Source organism: Stenotrophomonas sp. 86156_Sma (assembly GCF_056481625.1).
This window is the reverse complement of sequence record NZ_CM151157.1, coordinates 2,766,273-2,785,149: the sequence shown is the minus strand read 5'-3', so window position 1 is coordinate 2,785,149 and position 18,877 is coordinate 2,766,273. Positions and strand designations below refer to the sequence as shown.

Here is an 18,877-nt window from a genome sequence, read left to right as displayed (position 1 = left end):
CAGCATAGCGCCGCCGCCTGCGGCCTGCAGTGGCGTGCACCTTCCCGGCGCTGGAAATGCGCTGGCCGATGCGCATAAGCTTCCGCGATGCAAGCGACCACGACAGGGACGTCCACGCTCAGACCCACGCTCAGCAGCGGCGGCCGCGAGCTGCTGAAGTGGCTCGCGCTGCTGGCCATGACCGGCGACCACGTGGCAAAAGTGGTCTACGGTGGCTACCTGCCGGTCGTGAGCGAACTGGGGCGCATCGCGTTCCCGCTGTTTGCGCTGGTGATGGCCTGCAACCTGGCCCAGCCGGGTGCGGACCTGCGCAAGTCGATCAGCCGTTTGGCCGCATGGGGCGTGATCGCGCAGCCGTTGCATGCACTGGCCTTCGGTTACTGGTTGCCGCTCAACATCCTGCTTACCTTCGCGCTGGCTGCGGTGGCCGTGCATGCGCTGGCCAGTAGCCGCCCACTGCTGTTGCTGCTTGCTGCTGGCATGGCGCCGATGCTGGTGGATTACCAGTGGGCCGGCGTTGGCTTCGTGCTGCTGGGCTGGCTGGCGTTCCGGCATCGCGCGTGGTGGCTGTTGCTGGTCGGCTGGGCGGCAGTGTGCTGGGTCAACCACAATGGCTGGGCGCTGCTGGCCATCCCGGTTGCGTTGGCGGTGGCGCGCGTGCAATGGCGGCTGCCGCGCTGGCGCTGGGCGTTCTATGGGTATTACGTCGGGCATCTGGCGCTGCTGGCCGTGTACGTGCATCTGCACGGTTGAGTGCGTGCGTGGCGGCTGCAACGCTATCGTCGCTGTCCGATGGAAGGCCTGCGTGCCGGGGTAGAGGATGGAACGGTGGCGGGACAGACCGCCACCTGTCCACTCAACCCACCGGAGCATTGCATGAGCATCGAATCGATCCTGTACTCAGCCCAGGCCACCGCCGTCGGCGGGCGCGAGGGCCGCGCCACCTCGTCCGACAAGATGCTGGACATCGCCCTGTCCACCCCCGTCGAACTGGGCGGCACCGGCGGCACCGGCACCAACCCGGAACAGCTGTTCGCCGCCGGCTACTCGGCCTGCTTCCTCGGCGCGCTCAAGTACGTGGCGGGCCAGGAGAGCATTGCCATCGGCGATGATGCTTCCGTGACCGGCCGCGTCGGCATCGGTGCGGTCAGCACCGGCTTCGCCATTGACGTTGCGCTGACCATCTCGCTGCCGGGCGTGCCCACCGTGCAGGCCGAGGACCTCGTGCGAAAGGCACACGTCGTCTGCCCGTACTCGCATGCCACCCGCAACAACATCAACGTATCGCTGATCATTGCGTGATGAAGCCCGCCGCAGCACGGAAACGTGCTGCGGCCAGTTGCGGCGGCTACCTGTCCAGGTCAGCCCAGTCATGCGGGGCAGTGGCAAGAAAGGCAAGCGCCGCAGCCCGGAGCGAGGCGGCGCCGCCGGCCATCGACTCGGCGCCGAATTCGCCCAGCACGTGCAGTGTCCCGGCCTCGCTGTCATCACAGCGGTGGCCCAGCAGCAACACGGGCACCTGCGCCAGGCGGGCAAGCCGCAATGGCCCAGGCTCGCGGCCATCTCCGCTCCAGGGGTCGAGTTTGGTCACCACCGAGGCGCCGCGTCGAAGATGGCGCCAGGCCTGGCCGGACTGCCCTGATTGCCCGATATCCAGGCGATGGCCCTGCCGCTGCAGCGCCGCCAGCACGCGATGGCGAGGTGACCCCTGCCGGTGGTAGGTGCTGATGAAGTAGTGTGACGGCGCGCCCGGGCGATCCAGCAGCGCCGCCATGGCCAGCTCCATGTCGCCGCTGGGCAGTACGCAGATGACCCGTCGCCGGCCGGCGGCGGCGGCCCACAGCGCGAGCGGGTCGTGCCACCTCATCGCACGCAGCACGTCCTGCTGGGCAGGGAACGGCAGATGCCGCAGGCGATGGAACCTGGCCTGGCGGATCCAGCTGGTGGCCAGGAAACGCGCGGCCAGCCGGGTTGCTGCCGAGGATTTGTGGCCCAGCTGCTGCAGCGCTCCGAGGGCGCGAGTGTGGCGATGCGGTTGCAATCGGGGCCCGATCCAAGCGAAGGCCTCTTCCGCCATGCGGTTCTGCATCCGGGGCGGCAGGCAGGGAAGCAGGGCCGCGCCCACCCGCAGGCTTGCACGGTGACAGGCATGGCCTGCCATCAGGCGCACTGCCCAAAGGCGTTCGCGGTTCCATGCAGACTTCATCGCGATGTCCTCGACAACGGGGGGAGCATCAGCGTCCCCAGTCCCGGCCCTCACAGGAACAGGACAAGTTCGAAATGTGGGCAGCGCCCTCTGGTGGGATGAATGCGTCATGCATTGGCGCGTTTTTGGATCTTGTCCTACATCGGCTGCCAGCCCTGCCGCGCATGCTGGCGCTCCATTCTTCCCGCCGCGCGCTTCCCGTCGCTCGATGCCATGCCCTCTGCGTCGCCGTCCCCTGCAGATTCCCTGCGCCGCCTGCACACCCGTGCAGGGCCGGGCGCCGTGGACGCCGGTGAGCTGCAGGCGCTGAAGCAGTATCCGCGCCGGCTGATGCTGGCCTGCGGCGCGGTGTTGAGCCTGCTGTCGCTGAGCGTGCTGATCACCCTCATCGTGGTCCAGGTCAATGGGTACGAGGCCCGGCGCATTGCCGAATTCCGCCGCGCCCACACTGCGCTGCAGATCCAGCTGGCGCGCCAGGACGCCAGCTACGCCCGCCTGGCGAACATGGCCGAGTACGCCTGGGACCGCAACATCCAGCTCGGTGACGCCAGCGCCGACGATCTGCGCCGTGCCTATCTGCAGGGTGGGCAACGGCTGGTGGTGGTGGCCGATGACAGCAGCCGCCCGCAGATGGCGCTGGGCCTGGACACCGCCCAATGGCGCCCCCGGGAGCTGGAGCGCTACCTGCAGCTCACCACGGCGGTGTCACTCATCCAGCGCCTGACCGCCACCAGTGGCGAAGGTGAGCCAGCCAGCGCCTCCTATTTCTTCGATCCCAGCGGCCAGTACCTCTCCCTGGACAAGGGCCTGACCGAGCGCAGCCTGATCAGCGCGCTGGCGGCCACTTCGCGCCGCGAAGTGTTCGAGCACCTGCGTGCACCCGCCCAGCTGCTGGCTCCGGCCTCCGGGCACGACCAGGTGCCCCTGCTGGAGAGTGTCGAACGCAGCGACAGCCCGCGCAGAACGTTCGGCCGCCACCCGATCACCGGCGAGCCGTCGCTGGTGTCGGTGTTCCAGGCCAGCGTTGCCGCTGCGCCCATCGCAACCTTCGTGGCCTACGAACCGATGGCCCGCCTGCAGGCGCTGCTGCGCCGGAACAGCCAGGGCCATATCGCGCTGCTGGATCGCGATGGGTTGCGGGTGCTGGCCTCCGATGACGTGGGCGGCGCGCCTGGCCATCGGGCGGATACTGACTGGGTGCTGCTGGGCGATGCCACCCGTGCGCGCTTCCACAACGGTCGTTTCACCCTGGCGTTGCCGGTCACCGGTACGCCGTGGACGCTGGTGGAGACCTACCGCTGGGGCGACATCCTGCGTGACATCGCGTCGATGCTGCTTACCGGCGTCGCCTGCCTGGTGGCCGCGCTGGCACTGCTGTGGTTCCTGCTGCTGGGGCTGCACCGGCGCATGTATACCCCGGCGTTCCGCCAGGTGAAAGCCATCTACGCCCGCGACCGCCGGCTGCGCCTGCTGCTGGAGCACGTGCCGGTGGGCGTGGCGCTGCTGGAGGCGGGTACCGGCCATGTGCAGGATTGGAATGGACCGCTGCAGCGCATGGACCGGGCCGCCGGTGGGCGGCTGATGCCGCAGCTGCGTGAGGCGATGATGCAGGCCGACGTCCGCCACGGTGCGGTGAAGGTGGAGGGCGAGCTGCCGCTGGCCAACGATCCGCAGCAACGGCTCTCGCACCGCACGCACATCCACTCAGGAGGGGACGCCTGGCCGGGTGGCGTGCTGCTGATGGTAGAGGACATCAGCCACGACAGGCGTGAGCTGCAGGCGGAGCAGAAGCGGACCGCAGAAGCAGAAGCCTGCAGCCGCGCCAAATCGAATTTCGTGGCGGCGATGAGCCACGAGATCCGCACGCCGCTGCACGGCATCATCGGCCACCTGGAGCTGCTCGCACGCAGCCCGTTGCAGGCCGAGCCCGCCGAACGCGTGTTGCGCCTGCGCCAGTCTGCCGATTCGCTGATGGACGTCATCACCGACGTGCTTGATCTATCGCGTATCGAGTCGGGCCAGTGGACCCTCACGCCTGAGCGCTTCTCGCCATCGGCGCTGGTGGAGCGCGTCGCCGTGCTGTACGCCCCGGTGGCGCAGGCCAAGGGCCTGCAGCTGGATTGCGTGGTGGACGCTGATGTACCCGCTGCCGCGGTCGCACCGATGGCGGCCATCGAGCGGGTACTGCGCAACCTGGCCAGCAACGCGCTGAAGTTCACCGCCTCCGGGCGGGTACAGCTTCGCGTGTCCCACCAGCAGAGCGGGCAAGGCCAGTACCTCTGCCTTGAGGCCACCGATTCCGGTATCGGCCTGAGCGCCGCCGAGCGGGAGCGGTTGTTCCAGCCCTTCGTGCAGGCCGGGCCGGATATCGTGTCGCGCTTCGGCGGCTCCGGCCTGGGGTTGGCGCTGTGCCAGCAGCTGTGCCAGCGCATGGGCGGGCGGATCTGGGTGGAAAGCACGGCAGGGGTGGGCAGCCGGTTCGTGGTCGAGGTGCCGTTGTTGACGTCGATTGCCATTCCGGTGCCGCTGCCGCTGGCCGGGAAGCGGATCAATCTGCTGGCCACGCCCGGGCCATGGCGTGGGGAACTGGAAAGGCGGCTGCGCAGCTGGGGCGCGTACGTGCATCCCATACACAGCCCAGCGGCGGATGCGGCGCCGGCGGCGGCGTGGTTGTTGTTCGAGGCGCCGGACGAAGACGCCCGCTGGGTGTGGCGCAGCGGGCAGCCCTGGGTCCGGGTCTCCCGCGAGGGGCCCTTGCGCCCGCAGCCAGCGCACGGTGGCTGGACGGTGTCCTGCTACGCCAGTGAAGCCCTGCGCCAGGCACTGCTGCAGGCGCTGCGCCGAAACGAGTCAGATACGCCAGCTACTGACGCAATCGGATAAATTGCATGGGCACCCACCTCAGGATCACGTTTATGGCAGGTACTGAAGCCGCGCAGCGCCCTGGCGGTCCGGCGGTTGCCGCGCGCCTGGACGACCTGCGGCGGTTGCGCCGCCGCCTGCTGTTCGGCGGCGGTGCCCTGATCACGGTGCTGGTACTGTTGGCCGCCATCGTCAGTTCCATTGCCGATGTGGAAGAGTTCCATGCCCGCGAACGGCAGTCCTTCCTGGAGGCCCGCGCGGCGCTGGACTACTTCCTCTACCAGCGCGACCGCGCCTACGCCACCTCGGTCAATGGCAACGACGTGCTGTGGCGCGACCAGCGCCCCGCGCTGACCGCGGTCGGAACCCCCCTGGCCGAGCGCTTCCACGCCCAGGGCGCGGAAGTGGTGGTGCGGGCCGAAGGGCGTACCGCCGTGCCATGGCTGGTGCTGGGCGCCCGTGACAATCCGTTGCCGCCCGAGGAGCTGAAGGCCTACCTCGGCATGATCGACATCTACTCGGCCTACACCGCCGATTCGATCACTTCGCAGGATGCGCCCGGGCCGGTGGCCATGTTCGCCTACGAGCCGCAGGGGCGGCTGCTGGCCGTGTCCAACATCCGCGACGAGGCCCAGCTGCTGCAGACGCTGGGCGTGGCCACCCGCCAGCAGGCCTTCGCGCGGTTGCTGCGTGACGAGCACGAGGTACGCAAGCTGCTGCCACGCCCGGGCCCGATCCGCTCGGCCTCCCGCGAGGGGCGGTTGCTGTCGCGCTTTGCAGTCAACCCGCTCAACGGCCAGCGGTCGCTGGTCGGCGTGGTGACCATGGCCGAAGGCACCACGGCGTACTTCCGGCGCGTGGTGTTCGAGTCGATCGACACCATCAAGGCCCGGCTGGAGGCGCGCGAAGAAGGGCGCTACCTGGTGATGGCCGGCAACCGGCAGGTGGTGCTCAGCAGTGGCGGCTTGACGCTCCAGGAGCAGGCGCTGCTGTTGGGGGCGCTGCCCGGCGCAGCGGCGACCAAGCCCGCACGACAGCATGCGCAGGGGCGCTTCATCCTCAGTTGCAGCCTGCCGGGCGTGGACTGGACGCTCAGCCACGTTTACGACTGGTCGGACATCTGGAAAGCGCAGGGCCCTTATCTTCTGGCGCGCAGCCTCAGTGCCCTGGTGATCATCGGCCTGCTGTGGTGGCTGCTGCTGCGCATCGACCGCCGCGTGTTCAAGCCCGCACTTGCCGACGCATCACGTGTGTATGAGAGCGAGGCGCTGAGCCGCGCCATCATCGGCACCGCGCCGATCGGGCTGGCGCTGATTGCCCGCGACACAGGCATGCCGCTTCTGCAGAACGAAACTGCACGGCAGCTGGTGGGCGACCAGGCCGATGAAGAGGGCAACGCAATCGCAACGCTGTATGCGCGGTTGGCCGAGCTGGGGCGCAGCAGCCACGGCGAGGAGGCGTTGGAACTGCAGTGGTCACCCGAGGAAGAGGGCGCCGGCACCCAGCTGCAGATCAGCATGGCGCTGGCTACCTACCACCACCAGGCCGTATGGGTCTGTGCCCTGCGCGACGTGACCGCCCAGGTGGAGCTGGAAGACACGCTGCGCCGTGCCCGCGAGGATGCCGAGGCTGCTCGCCAGGCCGCCGAGGCGGCCACGCGTGCCAAGTCCGCCTTCGTCGCCACGATGAGTCATGAGATCCGTACCCCGCTCAACGGTGTACTGGGCCACCTGGAACTGCTGGCCCGTTCGCCCCTGCAGCCGGGCCAGCGCGAACGGCTGGACCGCATCCGCTTCTCGGCCGACGCACTGATGCGGATCATCAGCGACGTGCTGGATTTCTCCAAGATCGAAGCCGGGCAGCTCGATGTGGAGCCGGCACCGTTCGCCTTGCGTCCGCTGATCGAAGGCGTCGCACTGCTGTATGCGCCCGATGCCCTGCGCAAGGGCGTGCGCCTGTTCTTTGCGGTGGACGCGCCGGCCGGGCAGGACTGCATTGGCGACGCACACCGCATCCGCCAGATCCTCAACAACCTGGTCAGCAACGCGGTCAAGTTCACCGAATCCGGTCGCATCATCCTGCGGGCCGAAGTGCAGAATGTGGACGGCAAGGGCACGCTGCTGCGCGTGCAGGTGGTGGACTCCGGCATCGGCATGAGCCCGCAACAGGCCGGGCAGCTGTTCCAGCCGTTCCAGCAGGCCGATGCCAGCGTCTCGCGCCGCTACGGCGGCAGCGGCCTGGGCCTGGCGTTGTGCCAGCAGCTGGCGCAGGCGATGGGCGGGCAGGTGGCGGTGGAAAGTACCGAGGGCGTGGGCAGCAGCTTCAGCCTGCTGTTGCCGGTGCGCCTGCAGCCCGCCGCAAACCCGGCGTCGCAGCCGCTGCGTGGGCAGCGCATCACCGTGCTGTCGTCCACGCCGGAGTGGCGCAATGAGATCGGGCGGCTGCTGACGGAGTGGGGCACCGAGCCCGTGCTGCTGGACGCCCCGCAGGCCGACGCGACGGGTGACGTGCTGCTGATCGTGGGCGACCACCGGCCGTGGACCCGCGAGGAGGAACAGCACCTGTCCGCGTCCCATCGCCACGTGGTGTTCGCCCATGCACAGGGGCCGTTGACCCCCGAAGTGCGCGGCGACCGTACCGAAGTGACCTGCTATGCCAGCGACGCCTTGCTGGCCGCCATCGGCACGGAACCGCACAGTGCATCCTCGCTCCCGCCAGTCGAGCAGGCGCCAGCACCACGCTCGCGCGGGCGCGTGCTGCTGGTGGAAGACAACGCCGTCAATCGCGAACTGATCCAGCAGCAGCTGGAAGAACTCGGCTACGACGTGGATGCCGCCGAAGACGGTGCCGCCGCACTGGCGGTGTGGCGCAACGACGCCTACGTGGCGGTCCTCACCGATATCAACATGCCGGTGATGGACGGCTATGCGCTGGCGCGCGCGCTGCGCCAGCGCGGGCAGTCGCTGCCGATCCTGGCCATCACCGCCACCGCACTGGCCAGCGAGCGTGAGCGCTGCCTGGCGGCGGGCATTGACGACCTGCTGCTGAAACCGCTCAATCTGGATCGGCTGGAAGCCGGGCTGGGCAAGGCCAGCAAGGCGGCGGTTGCGCCGGTTTCCCCCGCGCCAACGCGTCGTGCACCCAGCAGGGTATCGGCGGCCATCCGCCGCCTGTTCGTGGAAACCGGCGACAAGGATCTGCAGGCCATGGCCGAAGCGCGTGCCGGCAACGACATGCAACGCCTGCTCGATCGCGTGCACGCCTTCAAAGGGGTGCTGCAGATGCTGGGCGAGCAGTCGCTGGGCGAACACTGCGGCGAGGTGGAACAGGCGCTGCGCGACGGCCTGGCAGTACCGCCATCGCAGCTGGATGCATTGCAGGCGGCGTTGCGGGCATGCCTGGATGACTACCGGCACGAACTGGAGAAGGAATCGTGACCTGCCCAGGAAAGAACGTACGCTCAGCGCTTCGGGTCAGTCTCCTTCAATCCAAGATCGGCAGCGAACGAGAAGATCTCAGAATCCTTCACAATGCCGAGCTTGCGCATGGCGTTGACTTTCTGCGTGCTGACGGTCTGCTTCTTGCGTTTCAGGCGTTGCGCGATCTCGGTGACGGTCAATCCGTCCAGGAACAAGGCCACAACCTCCAGTTCCTTCGGCGAAAGCGTGGTTACCCGGCGCTGCTCCCTGTGCCGCATCATGTCCACCACGGACGGGGAGTGATAGCGGCGATGCGCATAGGCCGCCATCACCGCCGCCTCTATCTGCCCAAGGTCGTCGGACTTGCTGAGAATGCCGGCCACGCCGCTGCCATCAAGCCGGTGAATCAACCCGGGTTGATCCAATCCGGTCATCACCACAATGCGCAGGGAAGGGAAGTGCAGCATCAGGTAGCCCAGCAGTTCCAGCCCATCACCGAACGCACCGCCGGGCATCGCGTAGTCGGTCACCAGCACATCGCAGGGCTCGCGCTCAAGCAGAGCGACCAGCTCGGTCGAGTCGGCCACCGCACCGACGCAGTGGATGGTCGGCACGCTCTCAAGGATCTTCCGCACTCCCAGGCGGATCACCGGGTGATCGTCAGCAAGCGCAACGCGAATGGCCAGCGAGTTCATCAAGGCGGGTATCCGATGGAAGCAGGAAGGAACGGCGTGCCGGCTACCGGCACCGACAGAACAGTGAAGAACCGCAAGGACATCATGTCATGAACATCCGCATTGTCATCGCCGATGACCATCCCGTCATTCTTGCCGGGGTGCGTGAATCGCTGGCCCAGGAGCCTGGAATCGACATCGTCGCCACTGCCGGCGATTCTACGGCATTGGTCGAGGCCCTGAGCAAGCATGGGGTGGATGTGGTCGTGACCGACTTCTCGATGCCGGGCGGCGAGTATGGCGACGGCGTGGCGATGCTGGGCTTCCTGCGGCGGCGCTTTCCGAAGCTGCCCCTGGTGGTGCTGACCAGCATCTCCGGTGTGCAGGTGCTGGCCAGCATCGGCAAGGCGGGCGTGGATTGCATTGTCGGCAAGCTGGATCCCGCAGCGGACCTGGCGCTGGCCATCCGCGCCGCCTTCCGCCGCGACGGCTATCTGTCCGCCAGTATCGTGCAGCAACTGGAGCAGTTGCAGGACGTCGCGTTGACCAAGCGCGAAATCGAAGTGCTGCGCATGATCGCCCATGGCATGAGCCAGAAGGAGATTGCCGAACAGCTCAAGCGCAGCCGGCAGACCGTCAGCACGCAGAAGCACTCGGCCATGCGCAAGCTGGGCCTGAAGCGTACCAGCGAGATCTTCGACTACGCGCTGGACCAGGGCATGGTCTCGGCCTCGCAGGTGGCACGTGGCCTTCCCGAGGGCAGCGATGATGGATGAGCACCTCGCAACCCGACATTGTCCGATGGAATCGCAGGATGAGGGCGCTACGGTGGAAGCATCGATTGCCGACCTGCGTGGAGTCGCCGTGCCGTCACTACTTGATGCCCATATCGCGTCGCTGATGTGGAGCTTTGCCCAGCTGACTCCGAGCAGGCAGAAGCGCTTCATGGAGCTTCTCAACGATTATCTGTATGCCTCGCCGCTGAAGCGCAGGCAGATGCGGGGAGAATGGGAAACCGAACTGGCGGCGCCGTGTACCTGTGGGCATGAACCACACCCGATGCCATTGCACGCGCGGCACAAGGCATGAGCGCAGATTGGGAATGGGACAGGTCAGATAGCTTCATTGGATGATTCCGCGCACGTTGGCGATGCCGGTGGCAGCACAGATGCGTAGCGGTATCTGGCGGCCGGTGTCCTCTCGATGGAGCCGTCTTGATGAAGAGAACACGTTGCACTGGCCTGGCTGTGGCGTTGATGGCAAGCCTGTCCCCAGGGCTGGCCTGGGCTGCAGACGTCCATCTGACGCCTGCAAGCAAGGACGGCAGTGGCGCCTCCCGTGCGGCCGCACCGGCGTGCCTGGATGCCGCGGACTCAACGCTCCCGGCGCTGGAGGAAATGACCTCGCGCCCGCTGACGCCGGCACCCGACGAGCATGACGCGACCCTCCAGGCGCGCGGCCTCACCCTCATCCAACTGCACGACAAGGGAGGGGCGCACACGGTGCTCAGGCTGCCGGTGCAGGCACCCGCCAGCGCACAGCCTTCGCCTAGCGGCACCCAGCGCAACGACATCGAGCTTCGAGACGGCAGTGACGCGGCGGGTCGTCGGCGGTGCCGCGAGTGAGCAGCGGAATCCACGCCTTCCATTTCGATGCCCGCAGGAAAATCTGGATGCTTCAACCGAAGTAGGGGCGTTGGCGCACGCAGGCGTGGCCGTTCCTGGCCTCGCCCGCATGCAGTGAAGATTGAGTGAAAATTCGGACGAGTCAGACAGCTTGAAGGGAGGGATTCGGCCATCGTGGCCGGGCTGTGCACTGCTGCACGCGCTGCGTCGCAGAGTGCCGGCCTATCCCGTATCGAGAGAACTGTTCTGATGAAGAATTCGCGTCGTAATACCCTGCTCGCCGCCCTGCTGGTGTGCCTGGCCCCGGCCGCCGCTTCGGCCGCTGAAGGCTACCTGACCCCGTCCACCAACAACGGCAGCGGTAACATGCCGTCGGGCTACACGAAGCTGTACTTCGAGCTGGCCTCGAATGACTTCGCTGCCGAACTGGCGCTGCCCGCCAATCCCCGTGACCATGACAGGGTCATCCTCAGCACCCTGGCCGATCGCAATAGCCGTCTGAATGCCAAGGGTACGTCGGTGGAAGACCTTGTCTACATCCCGGTCGACTCGCTCAGCAACTTCGAACTGATCAAGACCACCTACGCCGGATGGGGCGCGGCGGGTGGCCTGAGCGCCGGCCGCGTGGTCCTCACGAGTGGTGAGCACGGCGTTGCACCGATGACGGAAAAGCTCATGACCGACATCAATGTGGGCGGCAACGTAAAGACTGTCCAGCTGCCGGCCTCGGCACCGGCAGGCGCGGTGGCCGGCGTGCATAGCTTCAACGGCCAGGACGTCACCATCACTGGCCTGGCCGGCGGCGCTTCGGTCTGCCTGCAGTCCACGACCTGTGGCTTTGTGTTCGACGCTGCGGATGGGCGCTGGCACGCTCGCCGCGGCCGAGCACATTACCAGCCGACCACTTCGCAACTGCCGAAGATGGAGCAGCGCTGGACCGACATCGTCACCGGCAGCCCGGCCGAGGATGTCACGACGCCGCAGCACATGGTGCTGCCGACCTCGGCTGTCGAGGGAGACATCATCCAGCTGACCGATCCGTCCAATTCGCGGTTCTATACCGTCAATAATGCGACCTCCTATCTGAGCTCGCAGCCGCGGACCTACCGCTACAGCTCCCAGGCCGGTCGCTGGATTTACCAGAAGCCCTGAGTTCCCTTGAATCGTACCCAGGCCGGGCGCATCAGCGCCCGGCTTGCTGGCCGTTTCTCTTCTGCAAGGATCCCCCATGAAAATTCACCTGTTGACCCTTCCGGTCATGGCGGCCTGCTGCCTGCCGCAGTTGGCCAGCGCTGAAACCGCCAACGGTTACTACGCCACCGCCCGCATCATCGATGCCGACCACCGTGCCAACAACATGGATGCCAGCGCCCGCCCGGGCATCGGCCGCTTTGTTGCGGGCGACGAGCACCAGCGTTTCGTCACCGGCGCCATCGGCTTCGGTCATGCGCATGGCAATGGCTGGCGCACCGAAGGCGAATACACGCTGCGCCGCAACGATACCTATACCAGCGGCTCCAGCCTGTTCGCCACCAGCTTCAACAACCATGAAGTCAGCTCGCAGCGGCTGATGCTCAATGCGTATCGCGATTTCGCCATCAACGATGCGTGGTCGGTATACGGCAGCGCCGGTGCCGGCCTGGCCCAGCTGAAGTCCGGTGGCTGGCAGGGCAATACCAGCCGCCGCTACGACACCACCACCCGCACTGGGTTGGCGTGGTCGGTCGGCGCCGGTGTTTCGGTGGCCGCCTCCGACCGCATGACGGTCGACCTGGGGTACCGCTATGTGGACATGGGCACGACCGAAAGCGGGTGGAACACCTTCGGCAATGCCCGTGGCCTGCAGGACGAAAAGATGCGCCTGGACCTGACCTCCAGCGAGTTCCACCTGGGCGCTCGCCTGGCGTTCTGAACGGCCTGCCGTGCATGGGCAGGTGCGACATAACTCGTCGTTGTCCTATGCCTGCCCACGCACGGCGTCCGTAGCATTTCCTCTCGAAGGGAATGCCCTTCGCTCAAGCCCATGAACGCGCGGCTTGAACGCAAAACCACAAACCCTAAACAGGAATTCAACAACATGAACAAGCTTGCAATTGCTCTGTCCGCCGCGCTGTCGCTGGGCGCTGCGGCCTCGGCCTCGGCCCAGGACGCCACCATCAACTTCACCGGCAACATCACCGCCGCAGCCTGTGCAATCGACATCGGTGGCGACGCTTCGTCCAACACCGTAACGATGCGTACCGTCACCGCGGCTGGCTTGAAGACCGACAATCCGGGCCATCGCAATTTCAGCGTGACCGTGGGTGACGGCACTGTGGCGGGCTGCGAGGGCAGCATCGCTGAACTGATCCTGGACACCGCTTATGTGAACAAGTCGAGCGGCAACCTGCTCAACACCCATGTGGATCCGGGTTCGGGCGATCCGGCAGCCGAAGGTGTTGAAGTGCGGATTCTGGATGAATCGGGCGCAACCATCAATCTGGCGACCGACACCATTGAAGCCGCGAAGGGTTCAGACAACAACTTCACCTACAAGTTCCAGGCGATCTATCACGTCGACGACCACGATAAGGTCTCGGCCGGCAAGTTCACCTCTGCGTTGCCGTTCATCGTCTCGCACTACTGAAGCCTGGTGCGCGGTTGGGACTCACGGGTCCCAACCGTCTTCGCCAACTGTTTCCCGCTGACCTGGAGTACATGACATGAACGCAATGCATCGCTCGCTTCTACGCACATGCCTGGCGCTCACCGCCCTGTCGATGGCAACGGCCGTGTATGCAGGCGTGAGGATCGACGGAACGCGCGTAATCTTCAATGAGGGCATGCCCGAGGCAACGATTCGGGTAAACAACCCGGGCACCACGCCGGTTCTGCTGCAATCGTGGGTGGACACGCTGACCGAATCAGCCACCCCGACGACGACCAAGGCACCTTTCGTGCTGCTGCCGCCGATCTCGCGTACCGAGCCCGGCAAGAGCCAAGTGCTGCGCATGAAGATCGCGAGCGGTGACCTGCCGCGTGACAGGGAAAGTGCGTTCTGGCTCAACGTGCTCGAGGTCCCTGCCATCAAGGCCGAGCAGTCCGAGGCTGACGGCTATCTGCAGGTAACGGTCCGCAATCGATTGAAGATTTTCTATCGTCCCAAGGGTCTGGACACACGAGGTGCGGGCAAAGCAGCAGCGAACGTGCAGTGGAGCCTGCTGCCGCAGCCTGGCGGTGTGGCCCTACAGGCCAAGAATGACAGCCCCTATCACGTCAGCATGGTCAAGGCCTGGCTGGTGGAAGGGCAGAAAGAAACCGAAGCACAGGGCATGCAGATGCTCGCGCCCCATAGCACGACCTCCTTCACCGTGCCAGGTATCGGGCGCCTGCCGTCCAACGCCACGCTGATGGTCCGCTACATCAATGATTTTGGCGGTGTGGTCAATACAACCCTGCCGCTTGCGATGCCCTGACCGCATCTCCCCGTTTTTCCCACCGCACAGTTTCCCCTGACAGGGCTTCCCTGTCGGTAGGGGCCGTGCACCCCGAAGCCAGGAACCCGTCATGAATCAACTTCATTCGACCGCTGCTCCGAAGCCCTGCCGCCTGGCGAGCGCGGTGCTGGGCGTGCTGTTGCCGATGGCAGGGTTCGCCGCACCCAACGTGGAATTCAATACCGACTTCCTGCTGGGCGGAAGTGCGATTGATCTCAGCCGCTACCAGCGGGGGGCGTTCTGCCGGGCACCTACATCGCCGATGTCCGGATCAACGACATCATCGTGGGTCGCCGCGAAATCACGGTTTCCGAGGACGACCAGGGCCTTGGCCAGATCTGTTGGGACCCGGAACTGCTCGGCATGATCGGCCTCGATGCTGAGCGCCTGGCCGCTGCCATTGCCGACCATGCCAACCGTGACGACTATCTGGCATTGCCGGAAGGGCGCACCTGCGCCGCTCTGGATACCTATGTTCCTTCCGCGTCTGCATCGCTGGATGCCGGCGAGCAGATCCTGGACGTTTCCGTGCCTCAGGCCTATCTCTCGCGAGCGCCTAAGGGCTGGGTGGATCCGGCATCCTGGGATCATGGCATCAATGCCGCCACGCTCAGCTACAGCGCAAATCACAGCCGTCAGCAGAGCCGTGGCAACAGCCGCAACAGCACCAGCGTGATGCTGGACGCAGGCGTCAACCTGGGTGCATGGCGCCTGCGCCATAGCGGCTATCTGAACCACGGTGAGCAGGGAACTGGCTATGCGGCCAGCCGCAGCTTCATACAGCGCGACCTGCAATCCATCGGCGCGCAGCTCACGCTGGGCGACGCAGCGACCAACGGCGACATGTTCGACGGCGTTTCCTATCGCGGCGTGAACATCAGCACCGACCCGCGCATGCTGCCTGACTCGCAGCGCCTGTATGCACCGATCGTGCGCGGCGTTGCGCAGACCAATGCCCGTGTGGTGATCCGTCAGCGCGGCTATGTCGTGCATGAGAGCACGGTGGCGCCGGGCCCCTACGAGATTGATGATCTGGAGGGAACCGGGAGCAGCGGTGATCTTGAAGTGGAAGTGACTGAGACCGATGGTCGTGTGGAGCGCTTCACGCTGCCGTTCACGGCAATGCCGCAGTTGCTGCGGCAGGGTCAGCAGCGTTTCAGCCTCACAGCGGGTCAACTGCGCGACCCGGCAACCGGCAATGCAGGGTTTGCCGAGGCCACTGTGCGCCGTGGCCTGGGTAATCAATTCACCGGTTTTGCCGGCGTTACCGTGGCGGATGGCTATCGCGCCGCGGTGCTCGGCGGCGCGCTCAATACCCGTTTTGGCTCCCTCTCGGGTGACGTCACGCTCAGTGATGCCTGGCTGCCGCAGGCCGCCGACGCTGCGGCCGAACGCCGCCGGGGGCAGTCCTATCGCCTTGCGTACAGCAAGAGCCTGTTCTCGTCCACCACCAACATCACCATGGCGGCGTACCGCTATTCAACAGCGGACTTCCTGTCGCTGTCCGATGCGGCGCGGCTGCGCGAGCAGCGCGCGCAAGGCAGCGATGCCTTTGCGCAGATGCGCCAGCGCAGCCGCCTGGACCTGACCGTCAGCCAGAAGCTGGGCGACAGGGGCGGCAGCCTGTTCGTCAATGGCAGCACGGCAGACTACTGGGATCATGGCAAGCGGCAGACCAATTTCTCGGTGGGGTACAGCAACCGAATTGGTCGTGCGTCCTACAGTCTCACCGCTCGCCGCACCCTGGAAAGCTCGCTGTTCACCTCGGGCCCTGCGCGGCAGAGCAACAGCATCCATCTTGGCGTCAGCATGCCGCTTGGCGTTGCGCCATCGGCGCCGCGTGCCACGGCGAATCTCAGCCACGAAAGCAATGGCCGTTCGTCGCGCCGCCTCGGCGTGGCCGGCTCACTGGGCGCTGAAGCCCAGGGCAACTACAACGCGTCGGTGAGCGATCAGGGCAAGGGCACCAGCTTCAACGCCGGCCTGAACTACCAGCTTCCGGTCGCTACCGTTGGCGCAAGCTACGGGCAGTCCCAGGGCAACCGGCAGTTGTCCTTGTCCGCCAGTGGCGGCCTGGTGCTGCATGCCGACGGCATGACGCTGGCGCAATCGCTGGGCGAGACCATCGGGATTGTCCACGTGCCGGGCGCCGAGGGCGCGGGCGTGGGCAACATGGACCGCATCCGCACCGACCGCCGCGGCTATGCGGTGGCCCCGCACCTGAATGCCTATCGCCGCAACGAAGTGAACATCGACCCGGCAGGCCTGCCGCTGGACGTCGAGCTCAGTGCGGGTTCGGTCTCGGCCGTTCCTACCGCTGGTGCGGTGGTGAAGATGGTGCTGCCCACCGCCGTTGGCCGCAATGCGCTGATCGAGGCGTTCACGCCGGATGGCACGCCGCTGCCGTTTGGTGCCGATGTCTACAACGAGGCCGGCGACGTGGTGGGCGTGGTGGGGCAGGGAAGTCGCCTGTGGGTGCGTGGCCTGGAGGAGCGCGGTGTCCTGGCGGTCCGCCAGGGCGATGACCTGCGTTGCGAGATTCCCTATGACTTGAGTGCAGGGTCGGGTGATGAACTGCGCGTCAGTGCCTGTGGTCCGCAGAGTCTGTCGGCGCAGGCTGACACCCAGCTACCCGCATTGCGTAATTGAGAGGATCAGTCTGTGAAAACGATCAAGAACAGAATCGCGCGACAGGCCTTCGTGGCCCTGTGTGGCGTGGCGGCAGTCACTGCAAGCGGCGTGGCGATTGCTCGGTGCGACAGGTGGACCGACGCAAGCCATGACGTTTACGATGCCACCGTCACAGCCAATGGCATGGCTGTAGAGCGTCCAGTAAGTTCTTGGCAAGCGTCTTCCGAGGACTACTCAGGAGCATGCGGGCCCAGCTTCGGTGGACCCGCCGTGACCCTGAGCGCCTCTGCGAGGGAAGTTGGGATCTACCGCGCAAGCGCGAGGGAAATCTACAGCATTTATGACTCAGGCGTGCCTGGAATAGGCTACATCGTCGGCTTCCGCGCTCCTTTGGGTACGCGCGGATTTCAGGCAGTCAGGAACGGGGCTCCGGTGACGGATGATGACGATCGGGATAGCGGTACCGCCGACACGGAACTACGAGTCAGGTACATCAAGACGGGTGACACAACTGCAGGCACTTATGACACCACCCCTCTGCATCTTGGGAGTCTGCGGGTGTGGGACGGAAGCTCCATTGGCTACACGGTCCCGATGACCATCAACTCTGCCAGAATCACCGTTGTGCATCGGCCGGTCTGCTATCCGGAGCCTGTGACCGTACGCATGGGCAGCGTGTCCAGAACGCTCTTCGACGGGAAGTACAGCGCCGGACCCGCGCGCGGATTCCATGTTGCGATCAACTGCGACGCCTTCGATGGGGATGTGAACTACTATCTGGAGGGAACGGAAAACAGCCCTGTTGTCGATACGGAGCGCGGGATCATTGAAGTGAGTGGCGGGGCGGTGGGGGTAGGCCTGCAAATGCTGCGCGATACGGCGGGCTATCCGCCGATTCCCTTGGAACGGGCCCAGAATTTCGGCGCCAACAGAGGCGGCGGAAGGATCAGCCGATACTTCAAGGCACGGTACGTGCAGACAGTGGACAAGGCGGAGGATATTGTGCCGGGAACCGCCAATGCCGCCATGCGAATTGTTATGGATTATCCTTGAACCGCCTTGACGCCTGATAGGCAGGGTAACGATGGATTCGCGGTTCCCCAGTGAGGATGCCATGAGTGGAATGAATTGGTTGGCCTGCTCTGCGCCGGCCCGGCGGATCGTCTGCTGGGGTCTTCTATCGCTCAGCGCGTTGGCCCCGGTGCACGCCCAGGTTGCCGTTGACGGTACGCGGGTGATTTTCCCTGCTGGCGCAGGCGAGGTGACCGTTGGCATCCAGAACCGCAGCGAGCAGCCTGCCTTGGTGCAGGCCTGGATCGGCGGCGAAGACGCGAAACTGCCCCCGGAAGCCTCGACCGCCCCTTTCGTCGTAGGGCCGCCGCTGCTGCGGCTGGATGCCGGCAAGGACCAGAAGCTGAGGGTGCGCCTGATCCGCGACCGGGCCCCGGATGATGATCGGGAGCACATGTATTGGCTCAACGTACTGGCTGCGCCACCGCAGTCTGCGCCCGCAGATGATGAGAACCTGTTGCAGGTGGCCATTCGTAGCCGGTTCAAGGTGCTGTACCGACCGTCGGCACTGGCTGCGAGTCTTCCTGCAAACTTTGCGGACCGCATGACATTTGCCATGCGCAGAAGCGATTCGGGCCTGCAGCTCGTTATCAGCAACCCGACCCCCTATCATTTCAATCTGGGGAAACTGGCCCTGGAATCTGACGGCAAGCTGCTGCCGCTCGACAACCCCTATGTGGCACCATTCTCCGAGAAGCCCGTGCCTTTACCGGCTGAGGCCGGCCAAGGCCCCAGCAGCGTGAAATTCGCCTGGCTTGATGATAACGGGCAGCTGCAGGACGGGAGTCGGGCATTGGAATCCCCATGACGCAGCTGCCAGCCCCAGGAGGGGGTGGCGTCAGGCGCTGATCTTCTACATGATGCCCGTTACATGTCCCTGATCCCGGCGCTTAGGCAGCCCGGTGATGGCGGT

The 18,877-nt window shown here is 65.8% G+C and carries 16 protein-coding genes; 14 read left to right on the top strand and 2 right to left on the bottom strand.

Annotated features, from left to right (window positions below; translation table 11 throughout):
• The first annotated feature begins 87 nt into the window (after positions 1-87).
• Together ACZK33_RS12940 and ACZK33_RS12935 are read left to right on the top strand one after the other, a co-directional pair.
• Positions 88-753: a TraX family protein gene (locus ACZK33_RS12940; protein WP_423174041.1), complete on the top strand. Its 666-nt coding sequence runs from the start codon at positions 88-90 to the stop codon at positions 751-753.
• A gap of 123 nt (positions 754-876) precedes the next feature.
• Positions 877-1,302, top strand: a complete 426-nt coding sequence (locus ACZK33_RS12935; protein WP_423174040.1) for an organic hydroperoxide resistance protein — start codon at positions 877-879, stop codon at positions 1,300-1,302.
• 46 nt (positions 1,303-1,348) lie between these two features.
• Here ACZK33_RS12935 and ACZK33_RS12930 read toward each other — a convergent pair whose 3' ends face one another.
• Complete coding sequence (locus ACZK33_RS12930) at positions 1,349-2,206, bottom strand: hypothetical protein (protein WP_423174039.1); 858 nt, start codon at positions 2,204-2,206, stop codon at positions 1,349-1,351.
• Between the two features lie 213 nt (positions 2,207-2,419).
• On the opposite strand from ACZK33_RS12930, the gene ACZK33_RS12925 reads away from it, so the two are divergent.
• Together ACZK33_RS12925 and ACZK33_RS12920 are read left to right on the top strand one after the other, a co-directional pair.
• Entirely contained in the window at positions 2,420-5,089 is a 2,670-nt protein-coding gene (locus tag ACZK33_RS12925; protein ID WP_423174038.1) for an ATP-binding protein, read from the top strand.
• 32 nt (positions 5,090-5,121) lie between these two features.
• Complete coding sequence (locus tag ACZK33_RS12920; RefSeq protein ID WP_423174037.1) at positions 5,122-8,505, top strand: response regulator; 3,384 nt, start codon at positions 5,122-5,124, stop codon at positions 8,503-8,505.
• Positions 8,506-8,528: 23 nt separating this feature from the next.
• On the opposite strand, the gene ACZK33_RS12915 is transcribed toward ACZK33_RS12920, so the two are convergent.
• A complete protein-coding gene (locus ACZK33_RS12915; RefSeq protein ID WP_423174036.1) occupies positions 8,529-9,182 on the bottom strand; it encodes a response regulator in 654 nt (217 codons plus the stop codon).
• Positions 9,183-9,271: 89 nt separating this feature from the next.
• Between ACZK33_RS12915 and ACZK33_RS12910 the strand changes: the two genes are divergently transcribed.
• The 10 genes from ACZK33_RS12910 to ACZK33_RS12865 all read left to right on the top strand — a co-directional run bounded on the left by ACZK33_RS12910 (position 9,272) and on the right by ACZK33_RS12865 (position 18,772).
• Entirely contained in the window at positions 9,272-9,937 is a 666-nt protein-coding gene (locus tag ACZK33_RS12910) for a response regulator (protein ID WP_100472590.1), read from the top strand.
• Entirely contained in the window at positions 9,927-10,250 is a 324-nt protein-coding gene (locus ACZK33_RS12905) for a hypothetical protein (RefSeq protein ID WP_478453423.1), read from the top strand. The genes ACZK33_RS12910 and ACZK33_RS12905 overlap by 11 nt, the downstream gene beginning before the upstream one ends.
• A 128-nt stretch (positions 10,251-10,378) precedes the next feature.
• Complete coding sequence (locus ACZK33_RS12900) at positions 10,379-10,786, top strand: hypothetical protein (protein WP_423174034.1); 408 nt, start codon at positions 10,379-10,381, stop codon at positions 10,784-10,786.
• A 249-nt stretch (positions 10,787-11,035) separates the two neighbouring features.
• Positions 11,036-11,938, top strand: a complete 903-nt coding sequence (locus ACZK33_RS12895) for a hypothetical protein (RefSeq protein WP_423174033.1) — start codon at positions 11,036-11,038, stop codon at positions 11,936-11,938.
• A gap of 76 nt (positions 11,939-12,014) precedes the next feature.
• On the top strand, positions 12,015-12,698 hold the full coding sequence (locus ACZK33_RS12890; protein WP_423174032.1) for an outer membrane protein: 684 nt from the start codon (positions 12,015-12,017) through the stop codon (positions 12,696-12,698).
• A gap of 111 nt (positions 12,699-12,809) precedes the next feature.
• A complete protein-coding gene (locus ACZK33_RS12885; RefSeq protein WP_423174031.1) occupies positions 12,810-13,412 on the top strand; it encodes a fimbrial protein in 603 nt (200 codons plus the stop codon).
• Between the two features lie 76 nt (positions 13,413-13,488).
• Positions 13,489-14,241 carry a fimbrial biogenesis chaperone gene (locus ACZK33_RS12880; RefSeq protein ID WP_423174030.1) on the top strand — a complete coding sequence of 251 codons (753 nt, stop codon included), beginning with the start codon at positions 13,489-13,491 and terminating at the stop codon, positions 14,239-14,241.
• Positions 14,242-14,547: 306 nt separating this feature from the next.
• A complete protein-coding gene (locus ACZK33_RS12875; RefSeq protein WP_478453420.1) occupies positions 14,548-16,911 on the top strand; it encodes a fimbria/pilus outer membrane usher protein in 2,364 nt (787 codons plus the stop codon).
• Positions 16,912-16,923: 12 nt separating this feature from the next.
• Positions 16,924-17,946: a fimbrial protein gene (locus ACZK33_RS12870; RefSeq protein ID WP_478453418.1), complete on the top strand. Its 1,023-nt coding sequence runs from the start codon at positions 16,924-16,926 to the stop codon at positions 17,944-17,946.
• Positions 17,947-18,007: 61 nt separating this feature from the next.
• Positions 18,008-18,772 (top strand): fimbrial biogenesis chaperone, encoded by a 765-nt coding sequence (locus ACZK33_RS12865; protein WP_423174027.1) that lies wholly within the window; start codon positions 18,008-18,010, stop codon positions 18,770-18,772.
• Positions 18,773-18,877: the final 105 nt, after the last annotated feature.